This is a genomic window from Pseudoxanthomonas sp. SL93 (assembly GCF_026625825.1).
In the GTDB taxonomy this organism is placed as follows: domain Bacteria; phylum Pseudomonadota; class Gammaproteobacteria; order Xanthomonadales; family Xanthomonadaceae; genus Pseudoxanthomonas_A.
This window is the reverse complement of the sequence record NZ_CP113065.1, coordinates 3,184,055-3,195,740: the sequence shown is the minus strand read 5'-3', so window position 1 is coordinate 3,195,740 and position 11,686 is coordinate 3,184,055. Positions and strand designations below refer to the sequence as shown.

Below are 11,686 nucleotides of genomic sequence, written 5' to 3'. Positions count from 1 at the left end.
CGATAGCAACGCAGCCATGAGCGGCGAGCGGACACGGGGCACCCCTGTCCTTGCGCGGCCTCGCGCCACGTTCGCGTGGCGTTGCCGCAGGGTCAGCCCTTGAAACCGCCGTCGGCGAGGTACTCGCGCTCTTCCTGCGTGGACGTGCGGCCCATCGCCTCGTTGCGGTGCGGGAAGCGGCCGAAGCGGGCGATCAGGTCGTAGTGCAGCTGCGCGTACTTCACGTAATTCTCGTCGCCGGTGGCGCGGAACAGATCCAGCGAACGCTGCTGGTCATCGAGCGATTCGGAATGTTCGAACGGCATGTAGAAGAAGATCTTCAGCGCGGGATCCACCTGCGTATCGAATCCGGCCTCGATGGCGCGGCCCGCATAATGGCGGGCCAGCCCGTCGGTGGCGTAGGAATGGGCGCTCTCGCGGAAGCAGTTGCGCGGGAACTGGTCCAGCAACAACACCAGCGCCAGCGCGCCTTCCGCATCGCCCATCCACCCTTCCAGCTCCCGCCGCGCCGCACGGAAGTGCAGCCCGCGGAACCGCTGGTCGAATTCGGCATCGAACGCATCGTCGCTGGCGAACCACTTCTCGTAACCGGCGTTGCGCCAGAAGGTAATGACGTTGTTGGATTCGTTCATTGCATTGCCTCTGGCTTGAGTCGCCTCGATCCGTGACAGGGTCCGGCTGGATGAATTGTCAGGCCATGTATCCACGCCCACTCAGGCGCGCCACTGAGAAGGCAAGATACTCCCCAACCAAGCGGGCGTCATTGGATTGGACGGGGCCTTCAATGCGCGTCAATCCACAGTCGACGATCACCGGCTCTATCTGGATGACCTGACCGTAGGCGCGATAGCGCCAGCCACCGAGAGACTCAAGATCAAGCTTTCGATCAGGATTGCCGGAGAACATCTCCTCCCAGGTCTCGTCGTCGTCCAGGAAGCTGATCAGCTCAAGATCAAACTCGTCGCCAATGGCCGGAGCCGTCGCACCCGAAACACTGAATTCATCCATGAGACACAGTTCACGCCCTTCAACGCAAACGATGGCCTCAAGGTATGGTCCGTTGGTGCTGAGCAGCCTAGCGCGCATCACGGGCAATCCAACGAGCACAAACGATAGTTACGCCACTGGGCTCGGTCATTCGGAAGGCACTTCTTGCAATGGTGCTTCCAACCCATTGAGGAATTGATCATGCAACGACCAATCGGGGTCGCTCGATGCCTCAAGCTGGATGGGTAGTGGGCTGGCCAAGCTAAGTGCACCGTTCAGCCGTTGCATAAACTCGCCTTCTGAACGGACATAAAAACTCCATCGTCGCAATCCTTCTCCGGTCTCGACATACACCAGAACGGCTGCACCATCCTGCCCGACACTTGGTGCAATGGCATCCTCCGCGGCGTCCATGCGCTGGCGCTCTTCGACAGAGGGCATGCCCGATGACGAAGCGTACTCCCAGAGAATATCGATGCGGTGTGGAAGCGCATTTCTTTCGAAGCCAGGTTCGAAATCCTGGATGTATCGATAAACGATGGCGCGATCGAGCGTCTGGTGCTTCGCGATCGCGGTCGCCCAGATTCGCTGGCCCTGTTCGGTAACTGGTGCGGCTGCCATCATCGCAGCAGGAAGCATCGACCTCCGCATTTGTTACTCATCAAACCGCAGATGCCGCACCGACTTCCCGTTGCGGCGGATCAGCTTGAGCGCTTCGATGCCGATGGTGATGTGGTTCTCGACGAACGACGAGCTGACCTTGGCGTCGGAGGCTTCGGTCTTGATGCCTTCCGGGATCATCGGCTGGTCGCTGACCAGCAGCAGCGCGCCGCAGGGAATGCGGTTGGCGAAGCCGGCGGCGAACACGGTGGCGGTTTCCATGTCGATGGCCATGCAGCGCAACTTGCGCAGGTATTCCTTGAACGCCTCGTCGTGTTCCCAGACGCGGCGGTTGGTGGTGTAGACGGTGCCGGTCCAGTAGTCGTGGCCCAGGTCGCGGATCATCGTGGACACCGCGCGCTGCAGCGCGAACGCCGGCAACGCCGGTACCTCCGGCAGCATGTAGTCGTTGCTGGTGCCCTCGCCACGGATGGCGGCGATGGGCAGCACCAGGTCGCCCAGCTGGTTCTTCCGCTTCAGGCCGCCGCACTTGCCCAGGAACAGCACCGCCTTGGGCATGGTGGCCGACAGCAGGTCCATCATCGTCGCGGCGTTGGGGCTGCCCATGCCGAAGTTGATCATGGTGATGCCGTCGGCGGTGGCGCTGGCCATGGGACGGTCCAGGCCGACGACGGGCGCGCCGGTCAGCTGCGAGAACACGTGCAGGTAGCCGCCGAAGTTGGTCAGCAGGATGTGGTCGCCGAACTGGTCCAGCGGCACGCCGGTGTAGCGCGGCAGCCAGTTGTCGACGATCTCGTTCTTGTCTTTCATGGCGATCCTCTTTTTCTTGTTGTTTGCGGCAATTCTTGCACGACTGCGACGCCCGCACTTGGCAGGCGCGGCGTGGCCGGGTAGGTTTCCTGTCTCTTTCAGGGGATACACGATGCGAATGACCTTGCTGGCCGGGCTTGCCCTGGCCCTGCTGGGCGCGGATGCCGGCGCGGCCACGCCCGGTTCCCGCTTCACCCAGGACCCTTACCCCAGCACCTACCGCGCCCTGCCGTCGGGTCCGGTGCTGCTGACCAACGCCACCGTGCTGACCGGCACCGGCGAGCGCCTCGACGGCGCCGACGTGCTGCTGGCCGACGGCAGGATCACCGCCGTGGGCCGCGGACTGCCCGCACCGGAAGGCACCACGCGCGTGGATGCCACCGGCAAGTGGATCACGCCCGGCCTGATCGACGTGCATTCCCATCTGGGCGTGTACCCCAACCCCGGCATGAAGGCGCACAGCGACGGCAACGAAGCCACCGCGCCGGTGACGGCGAACGTGTGGGCCGAGCATTCGATCTGGGCCCAGGACCCGGGCTTCCACACGGCGCTGGCCGGCGGCGTCACCTCGATGCAGATCCTGCCGGGCTCGGCCAATCTGGTGGGCGGGCGTGGGGTGACGCTGAAGAACGTGCCCTCCACCAGTTACCAGGGCATGAAGTTCCCCGGCGCACCGTGGGGTCTGAAGATGGCCTGCGGCGAGAACCCCAAGCGCGTCTACGGCGGTAAGGCCGGCCCGTCCACGCGCATGGGCAACGTGGCCGGTTACCGCGCCGCGTTCATCGATGCCAGCGAGTACCTGAAGAAGAACGCGCCCAAGCCGCAGCAGCCGAAGAAGAAGCGCTGGTGGGAACGCGCCAACGGCAACGGCAGCGAGGACAGTTCCGGCGATACCGGCGGCAAGCGCGACCTGAAGCTGGACACGCTGGCCGGCGCGATCAATGGCGAGATCCTGGTGCACATCCACTGCTACCGCGCCGACGAGATGCTCACCATGCTGGACCTGGCCAAGGAGTTCGGCTTCAAGGTGGCCGCGTTCCACCACGGCGTGGAAGCCTACAAGCTGGCCGACCGCCTGGCGCAGGACAATGTCTGCGGCGCGCTGTGGGCGGACTGGTGGGGCTTCAAGATGGAGGCCTTCGATGGCATCCAGGAGAACATCGCTCTGGTCGACCGCCCGGCCAACAGCTGCGCCATCGTGCATTCGGATTCGGACGAAGGCATCCAGCGCTTGAACCAGGAAGCGGCGAAGGTGATGGCCAACGCGCGCCGCGCCGGCATGGGCGAGATCGCACCGGAACGCGCCATCCGCTGGGTGACCAGCAATGCCGCCAAGTCGCTGGGCATCGCCGAGCGCACCGGCACGCTGGAGGCCGGCAAGATGGCCGACGTGGTGGTGTGGAACCAGAATCCTTTCAGCGTCTACGCCCGGGCCGAGCAGGTCTACATCGACGGCGCGCGCATCTATGACCGCAACGACCGCAGCCGGCAACCGGTCTCGGACTTCATGCTCGGCCAGGAGGTGACGCCATGAGCCGTCGCTCCCTCATCTGCGGCGGCGCACTGGTGCTGGCGTTCGCCGCCACACTCCCCGCCTTCGCGCAGGACATGCTGATCCGCAATGCCACCGTGCACACCGCGGGCGCGCAGGGCACGCTGAAGAACGCCGATGTGCTGGTGCGCAACGGCGTCATCCAGGCCGTGGGCAGCGGCCTTGCCGCGCCGGCCGGCGCCGGCGTGGTGGACGCCGGCGGCAAGGCGCTGACGCCGGCATTGTTCGGCGGCATCACCGAGATCGGCATCGAGGAAGTCTCGGGCGAATCGTCCACCGACGACGCCGCCGTGACACTGACCAATCAGCCGATGCGCCCGGAGTTCGACGTGACGCTGGCGTACAACCCGGCCTCGGTGCTGATCCCGGTGGCGCGCGTGGAAGGCCTGGGCTTCACGCTGCTGGGCGCTACCACCGGTGGCTCCTTCATCGCCGGCCAGGGCGGCGTGGTGCGGCTGGACGGCAGCGTGGACCCGATCGGTCCGCGTGCGCTGTTCGTGCGACTGGGCAGTGCGGCGTCGGACCTGAGCGGCAAGTCGCGTGCGGCGCAATGGATGCTGCTGGACCAGATGGTGGCCGAGGCACGTGGCCGGGTGCCGGCGGATTCGCCGCACGCCCTGCTCACGCCGGCAGGCCGCGCGACGCTGGCGCGCTACCTGGCCGGCAACGGTCGCATCGTGGTGGCGGTGAACCGCGCCGCGGACATCCGCCAGCTGCTGCGCTGGGCGCAACGCGAGAACGTGCGCATCGCCATCGCCGGTGGTGCGGAAGCGTGGAAGCTGGCGCCGCAGCTAGCGCAGGCGAAGGTGCCGGTCTTCGTCGATGCGCTGGCCGACCTGCCGGCCGACTTCGACCAGATCGGCGCAACGCTGGAAAACGCCGCACGCCTCGAAGCCGCCGGCGTCAGCGTCGGCTTCAGCCAGGCCGGCGACGCCTCGCACAATGCGCGCAAGATCCGCCAGCTGGCGGGCAATGCGGTCGCCAACGGCCTGCCGTGGGAAGACGGGCTGGCCGGGCTGACGAGGGTGCCGGCGGAAGCGTTCGGCGTGGCCGACCGCGTCGGCAGCATCGCGCCGGGCAAGGTCGCCGACCTGGTGCTGTGGAGCGGCGATCCGCTGGACATCGCCAACACGGCCGAGCAGGTATGGCTGGGTGGTCGCGCCATGCCGATGCGTTCGCGCCAGACCGAACTGCGCGACCGCTACCTGCAGCAGGCCGGTCCACTGCCGCGCGCCTACAGCCGCTGACGCGACGATTCGCGGGTCAGTCGACGGAGGCGCCTTCGGGCGCCTCTTTCGTTTCCGCGACCGGCGCCGCGCCATGCGCCATGACCCGGTTGCGGCCGGCGCGCTTGGCCGCGTACATGGCCTGGTCGGCCCGCGCGATCAGCGCGGCGACGGTGTCGCCCGGCAGGCCGGGCGCGACGCCGATGCTGGCGGTCAGTTCCACTGTTACGCCGTCCACCACCCGGCAGCCCTGCTGGATGCGTGTGCGCACGCGTTCGGCGATGTGGGTGGCGGTGACGAGGTCGGCACCAGCGAGCACCAGCACGAACTCCTCACCGCCCAGCCGGCCCAGCTGGTCGCCGTACTGGAACTCGCCACTGACCACGCGCGTCACAGCGCGCAGGCAGGCATCGCCCAGCGCGTGGCCGTGGCGGTCGTTGATCTTCTTGAAGTGGTCCAGATCGATGAAGAGCAGCGAGACCGGGATGTGTTCGCGCTGCATCTCGATGACGGCCCAGTCCAGCCGGTGTTCGATGCCACCGCGGTTCAGCACGCCGGTCAGCACGTCGCGTTCCGCGTGCTGCTTGGCGCTGTCGCGCTCGCGCCGGAAGGTGCGCATGCGGTCGGCCAGGCCGAGCGCGAGCACCACTGCGTTGAAGGCCTGCACCAGCGGCAGGCCGTAGTCCAGCCACGGGTCCACCTGCTCACCGCCGCTGAAACGGAGGGCGCGCCACAGGGTGAAGACCACCAGAGGCACCCACGCGATCAGCACGTAGCCGGCATGCCGCTGCCCGCGCGTCCATGCCAGCGCCAGCGTGATGATCGCGATGAGGTTGGTCAGCAGGAACACGCCATTGGCGATGTCCGGAAACCACGCCTTGTCCGCCGGCCATGGCAGCAGCAGCAACACCAGCATCACGGCACTGACATACACGCCCACCACGCGCAGCAGCAGGCTCAGCCGGGGGGTGACCCGGCGCAGGTCGGCGTAATCCAGCCACAGGTAGACCAGCGCGATGGTGGCCAGCGTGTTGATGGCCCAGATGCCCGGCGCGCCGAAGCGTGCCAGCTCGCGCAGATAGGGCAGCGTGTAGGCCTCGCCGTACGAGCACAGCATGAAGAGCAGCTGCAGCAGCATGGTCGCCGCATACAGCAGATAGACGCGGTCGCGCAGCATCGCCCAGAACAGCAGCACCGCCAGCGACACGCCCAGCACCACGCCCAGTGCGGGCAGCAGGCGACGCTGGTGGTCCAGGTCGTCGGCGATGTGCCGCGCACGCGGTTCGACCGACACGTGCAGCGGGTAGCGCGCGCCTTCCACCTTCACGTAGACCGGCCCGTCGCCCATCAGCGGGAAGACCAGCGTGCGTCGCAGGTACTGCGGGTCGAGGTCGCGGGTGAACAGGTCCTGCACGCGCGGCGTGCCGCCGGGCCGGTCCAGCACGGTCACGCGCGCGCTGTAGGGATGGTGGATGACCAGAAGTGGTTCGGCGACGCCGGGGGAAGGCTGCAGCCGCCACTCACCGTTGCCGATCACGCGCGCGACATCGCCACCGGCATCGAACCGGCGCTCGGAAAACAGTCCGGCGCGCTGTCCAGCCTGCTGCTCCAGTGCGACGGACTGGATACGGTCGATCCGCGCGATGTTCCCCTCGCGCGCATGGGCCGTGGGCAGCAGGGCCAGCACGAGCAGTAGCGACCACCACCCCTGTTTCATGCGTCCCCTTGCATTGAGGTCGGAGTGTCGGTCCGCCACCACAGGGCGACAAGCCTCCTTCACCCATTTATGTGATACAAGTCACACTTAAGAAATGATAGGGGGCGCAGGCAAAAGCCTACGCAGACCCCAACGACATTGTGAGGCAGGTCCGTTATTGTGATTGGCAGCACAGTCCTGAACTTTGGCGACGGCTGCACCACGGATTGTCGGATAGCTTTGCGCGATTAAATGCGACGGATGCCGGGAGGGGCTGAGATGCGCATAGGCATAGTCATTGATTCTGCGTGCGATTTGCCGCTGGAATATCTTCAACAGAACAACATCGTCATCCTGCCGATCACGGTACGCATCGGCGAGGCCGTGCTGGCGGACCACCGCGACGAGCAGGCCACGCTGAGCTTCCTGCACGCGCACGTGGCCGAGCGCGGGCACGAGGCCGAGACCACGCCGTTCACCGTCAACCAGATCCGCGACCTGTTCCTTGGGCAGCTGGTGATCGATTACGACCACGTCTTCTGCATGACCATCACCAAGACGCGCAGTCCGATCCACGAGAACGCGATGCAGGCCAGCTTCGCCATCCTCAACGACTACAAGCCGGTGCGCCAGGCGGCAGGGCACAACTCGCCGTTCGCGCTGCGCGTGATCGACACGCAGACGCTGTTCGCCGCCCAGGGCATCACCGCGGTGGAAGCCGTGCGCATGCGCGCCGCCGGGGCCAGCGTGCAGCAGATCCGCGTGCGCCTTGAGGAACTGGCCGCCAACACCCACGGCTACATGATCCCGCGCGACCTTTATTACCTGCGCGCCCGCGCCCGCACCAAGGGCGACCGCAGCGTGGGCCTGTTGAGTGCGGCGCTGGGCAGCGCGCTGGACATCAAGCCGGTCCTGCACGGCCATGCCGGCGTCACCGAGCCGGTGGCGAAGATCAAGGGCTTCGACAATGCGGTGGAACAGATGTTCAAGTTCGCCGGTAGCCAGGTGATGAAGGGGCTGATGACCCCGACGGTGTGCCTGAGCTACGGCGGCGAGCTGGCGGAGATGCGCGCGTTGCCCGGCTACCAGCGCCTGCGCGACATCTGCGAGAACAACAAGGTGGAAGTCTTCGAGAGCGTCATGAGCCTGACCGGCATGGTCAACGTGGGCAAGGGCGCGGTGGTGGTCGGCTTCGCGTCCGAACCCCACACCTTCAAGGCGACATAACGACGGCCTAACGCACGCCCGCTACTCTATCGGCAGGACAAGAGCCGAGGGTGCCATGGCGGTGCGTTATTACATCAGTCTGCCGGACCCCAGCCGTGCACGCGGCGGGGATCCGGCTTTCAGTTTCGACGCCCACGGCGCCGAGGAATTCGCCACCCAACTGCAGAACGCGCTGCGCACCAGCACCCTGTTCGATCGCTGGCGCGACCGCCAGGACGAGCCGGACGAAGTGGACCCCGGCCTGGGCGTGGTGGATGCCGGGGCCACCGTCTCGGGACAGCAGGACGACCTGCGCATCATGCTGGTCGCCACGTCCTCGATTCCCGGCCAGGTACTGAAGCATCGCCTGCGCCTGCTGGCCGGCCACGGCTGGGAGCTGCGCGATGTGTCGGCCGCCTGACGCGCCGCACCGGCACGACCTTCCCGCATCCTGATGGACCATCGCACGCCGGTACTGCTGTCGTGGAGCGGCGGCAAGGATGCAGCGTGGACGCTGCATGTCCTGCGTCAGCGCGACGACGTGGCGGTGGTGGGACTGCTGACCACGGTGACGCGCGACTACGATCGGGTCTCGATGCAGGGCATCCGCCGCAGCGTACTTCACGCACAGGCGCGCGCCGCCGACTTGCCGCTGATCGAGGCGATGATCCCGGCCGCCTGCAGCAACGACGACTACGCGCGCGCGATGACGGAGGCGCTTGCACGCGCCGCGCAACGCTGGCCGGCACTGCGCACGATGGCTTTCGGTGACCTGTTCCTCGAGGATGTCCGCGCCTATCGCGTTCAGAACCTCGAACCCCTCGGGTGGAAGGTCATGACGCCGCTGTTCGGAAGCGACACGGCATCGCTGGCGCGCGAGATGATCGCGGGGGGATTGCGTGCGGACGTCTGCTGCATCGACACGCAGCAACTGGACGCGGCCTTCGCCGGGCGTGCCTTCGACCGTGCGCTGCTCGGAGCGCTGCCCGCGACTGTGGATCCGTGCGGCGAGAACGGCGAGTTCCACACCTGCGTGTGGGCGGGCCCGATGTTCGATGCGTCGCTGCGGTTGACCCAGGGCGATACCGAACTGCGCGACGAGCGCTTCGCCTTTACCGACTACGCCTTGCCGGAGTGATCCGCAGGCCAGTGGGCCAACGGCACCAGCACCTGCGGCTCGCGCGGCCCCTGCAGCAGATCGGGCAGCCGCGCCTCGTAATCACGACGGTAGGGCGTGTCCTGCCGCGCGAGGAAGGTGGCGACGTCCGGCTCGGCCCAGCGCTCGTACAGCGTGAACAGCGTCGGATCGTTTGCGTCGCGATGGAGTGTGCACGACAGGAACGTGTCCTCCTTCGACATGGCGTCGACGATGCCGCGGACCGCCTGCAGCCATTCGTCGATACGCTCCGGCTTCACGCGCAAACGGACATAGAACACCAGCGGTCCAGGCGACGCGCCGGCAGGATCAGGGCTCATCGATGCAAGGCCTCCGCGTGATGGGCAAGATGGTCGCCGATGAAGCTGGCGATGAAATAGTAACTGTGGTCGTACCCGGGCTGCAGGCGCAGCGTCAGCGGATGGCCTGCGGCGTGTGCCGCGGACTGCAGCAGCTGCGGTTTCAACTGGCCGTCGAGGAATTCATCCGTGTCGCCCTGGTCGACCAGCAGCGGCAGCTTCTCCGTTGCGTGCCTGATCAGCTCGACCGTGTCGTAGGCTTTCCACGCCTCGCGATCGTCTCCGAGATAGGCGGCGAACGCCTTCTGGCCCCATGGCACCTGCGACGGCGCGACGATCGGCGAGAACGCAGACACGCTGCGGTAGCGTCCGGGATTCTTCAGCGCAAGCATCAACGCGCCATGCCCGCCCATCGAGTGGCCACTGATCGCGCGGGCACCGGTGAGGGGAAAATTCGCTTCCACGAGCGCCGGCAGCTCGTCGGCGATGTAGTCGTACATGCGGTAGTGGGACGCCCATGGCGCCTGCGTCGCGTTGACGTAGAAGCCCGCGCCCTTGCCCAGGTCGTAGCCCTCGGCATCGGCCACCTCGTCACCGCGCGGACTGGTATCCGGCGCGACCAGGATGATGCCGTGCTCGGCGGCGTAACGCTGCGCGCCGGCCTTGGTGATGAAGTTCTGCTCGGTGCAGGTCAGGCCGCTGAGCCAGTACAGCACGGGGCACGGGCCGTGGGCGGCCTGCGGTGGCAGGTACACGCCCACGGTCATGTCGCAGCCAAGCACGGCGGAACGATGGCGGTAGACGTCCTGCCAGCCGCCGAAGCAGGCGCGGTGTTCGATGCGTTCAAGTGTCATCACAAGCTCCTGCTGTAGCCCCTCTCCCGCCGGGAGAGGGGTTGGGGTGAGGGTGCGGCGGAGGCGCTGCCGCCTGAGACATGCGGACTTCGCCGCACCTTCATCCGCCCTGCGGGCACCTTCTCCCGGAGGGAGAAGGCAAGGCCATCAGAAATGCACCACCGACCGGATCGACTTGCCTTCGTGCATCAGATCGAAGGCTTCGTTGATGCCATCCAGCGGCATGGTGTGGGTCACGAACGGGGCGAGTTCGATGTCGCCCTTCATTGCATCCTCGACCATGCCCGGCAGCTGCGTACGACCCTTCACGCCGCCGAACGCCGTGCCCATCCACTTGCGGCCGGTCACGAGCTGGAACGGCCGCGTGCTGATCTCCTGCCCGGCGCCGGCCACACCGATGATCACGCTCTGGCCCCAGCCGCGGTGCGCGCATTCCAGCGCCGCACGCATGACGTTGACGTTGCCGATGCATTCGAACGAGTGATCCACGCCCCAGCCCGTCATCTCCACGATGACCTGCTGGATGGGCTTGTCGAAGTCCTTCGGGTTGACGCAGTCGGTGGCGCCGAACTGCTTCGCCATGTCGAACTTGGACGGGTTGGTGTCGATGGCGATGATGCGGCCGGCCTTCGCCTGGCGTGCGCCCTGGATCACCGCCAGGCCGATGCCACCCAGGCCGAACACGGCGACCGAGTCGCCTTCCTGCACCTTGGCCGTGTTGTGCACCGCGCCGATGCCGGTGGTGACGCCGCAACCGAGCAGGCAGACGTGTTCCGGGTTCGCGTCGGGGTTGATCTTCGCCAGCGAGACCTCGGCGACGACGGTGTACTCGCTGAAGGTCGAGCAGCCCATGTAGTGGTACAGCGGCTGGCCTTCGTAGGAGAACCGCGAGGTGCCGTCCGGCATCACGCCCTTGCCCTGCGTCGCACGCACCGAGGTGCACAGGTTGGTCTTGCCGCTCTTGCAGAACAGGCACTCGCCGCATTCAGCGGTGTAGAGCGGAATGACGTGGTCACCCGGCTTCACGCTGGTGACGCCTTCGCCCACTTCGACCACGATGCCGGCACCTTCGTGGCCCAGCACGACCGGGAACAGGCCTTCCGGATCATCGCCGGACAGCGTGAATGCATCGGTGTGGCACACGCCGGTGTGGGTGATCTTCACCAGCACCTCGCCCTTCTGCGGCGGGGCGACGTCGATCTCGACGATCCGGAGGGGTTCGCCTGCGGCGAAGGCGACGGCGGCGCGGCTTTTCATGGGGACTCCTGCAATGACGGTT

The 11,686-nt window shown here is 66.6% G+C and carries 13 protein-coding genes; 5 read left to right on the top strand and 8 right to left on the bottom strand.

Features of this window, described 5'->3' with window-relative positions; genetic code table 11:
- Positions 1–92: 92 nt before the first annotated feature.
- From OVA13_RS14960 to OVA13_RS14945, 4 genes are all read right to left on the bottom strand, one after another.
- Positions 93–632, bottom strand: a complete 540-nt coding sequence (locus OVA13_RS14960) for a DUF924 family protein (protein ID WP_267791260.1) — start codon at positions 630–632, stop codon at positions 93–95.
- Positions 633–690: 58 nt separating this feature from the next.
- The gene (locus OVA13_RS14955; RefSeq protein ID WP_267791259.1) at positions 691–1,008 is read right to left on the bottom strand and encodes a hypothetical protein; all 318 of its coding nucleotides are present in this window, start codon (positions 1,006–1,008) and stop codon (positions 691–693) included.
- 126 nt (positions 1,009–1,134) lie between these two features.
- Positions 1,135–1,626: a DUF695 domain-containing protein gene (locus tag OVA13_RS14950; RefSeq protein WP_267791258.1), complete on the bottom strand. Its 492-nt coding sequence runs from the start codon at positions 1,624–1,626 to the stop codon at positions 1,135–1,137.
- A 15-nt stretch (positions 1,627–1,641) separates the two neighbouring features.
- Positions 1,642–2,418, bottom strand: a complete 777-nt coding sequence (locus OVA13_RS14945; protein WP_267791257.1) for an AMP nucleosidase — start codon at positions 2,416–2,418, stop codon at positions 1,642–1,644.
- Between the two features lie 112 nt (positions 2,419–2,530).
- Here OVA13_RS14945 and OVA13_RS14940 point away from each other — a divergent pair, with 112 nt between their 5' ends.
- Both OVA13_RS14940 and OVA13_RS14935 read left to right on the top strand, forming a co-directional pair.
- On the top strand, positions 2,531–3,952 hold the full coding sequence (locus tag OVA13_RS14940; RefSeq protein ID WP_267791256.1) for an amidohydrolase: 1,422 nt from the start codon (positions 2,531–2,533) through the stop codon (positions 3,950–3,952).
- Positions 3,949–5,217: an amidohydrolase family protein gene (locus OVA13_RS14935; protein WP_267791255.1), complete on the top strand. Its 1,269-nt coding sequence runs from the start codon at positions 3,949–3,951 to the stop codon at positions 5,215–5,217. The genes OVA13_RS14940 and OVA13_RS14935 overlap by 4 nt, the downstream gene beginning before the upstream one ends.
- 16 nt (positions 5,218–5,233) lie before the next feature.
- Here OVA13_RS14935 and OVA13_RS14930 read toward each other — a convergent pair whose 3' ends face one another.
- Positions 5,234–6,913 carry a sensor domain-containing diguanylate cyclase gene (locus OVA13_RS14930; protein WP_267791254.1) on the bottom strand — a complete coding sequence of 560 codons (1,680 nt, stop codon included), beginning with the start codon at positions 6,911–6,913 and terminating at the stop codon, positions 5,234–5,236.
- A 258-nt stretch (positions 6,914–7,171) separates the two neighbouring features.
- On the opposite strand from OVA13_RS14930, the gene OVA13_RS14925 reads away from it, so the two are divergent.
- Genes OVA13_RS14925 through OVA13_RS14915 form a run of 3 tightly spaced genes read left to right on the top strand, consistent with a single transcriptional unit; the run spans position 7,172 to position 9,236 of the window.
- On the top strand, positions 7,172–8,119 hold the full coding sequence (locus OVA13_RS14925) for a DegV family protein (RefSeq protein WP_267791253.1): 948 nt from the start codon (positions 7,172–7,174) through the stop codon (positions 8,117–8,119).
- Between the two features lie 55 nt (positions 8,120–8,174).
- Complete coding sequence (locus OVA13_RS14920; protein ID WP_267791252.1) at positions 8,175–8,519, top strand: hypothetical protein; 345 nt, start codon at positions 8,175–8,177, stop codon at positions 8,517–8,519.
- Positions 8,520–8,552: 33 nt separating this feature from the next.
- Positions 8,553–9,236, top strand: coding sequence for a Dph6-related ATP pyrophosphatase (locus tag OVA13_RS14915; protein ID WP_267791251.1), 684 nt, complete (start codon positions 8,553–8,555; stop codon positions 9,234–9,236).
- On the opposite strand, the gene OVA13_RS14910 is transcribed toward OVA13_RS14915, so the two are convergent.
- The 3 genes from OVA13_RS14910 to OVA13_RS14900 form a co-directional block, all read right to left on the bottom strand.
- Positions 9,218–9,574, bottom strand: a complete 357-nt coding sequence (locus tag OVA13_RS14910; RefSeq protein WP_267791250.1) for a putative quinol monooxygenase — start codon at positions 9,572–9,574, stop codon at positions 9,218–9,220. The genes OVA13_RS14915 and OVA13_RS14910 overlap by 19 nt on opposite strands.
- Entirely contained in the window at positions 9,571–10,407 is an 837-nt protein-coding gene (gene fghA / locus OVA13_RS14905; protein WP_267791249.1) for an S-formylglutathione hydrolase, read from the bottom strand. Before fghA ends, OVA13_RS14910 begins: the two co-directional genes overlap by 4 nt.
- Before the next feature lie 147 nt (positions 10,408–10,554).
- Positions 10,555–11,664 (bottom strand): S-(hydroxymethyl)glutathione dehydrogenase/class III alcohol dehydrogenase, encoded by a 1,110-nt coding sequence (locus tag OVA13_RS14900; RefSeq protein WP_267791248.1) that lies wholly within the window; start codon positions 11,662–11,664, stop codon positions 10,555–10,557.
- Positions 11,665–11,686: the final 22 nt, after the last annotated feature.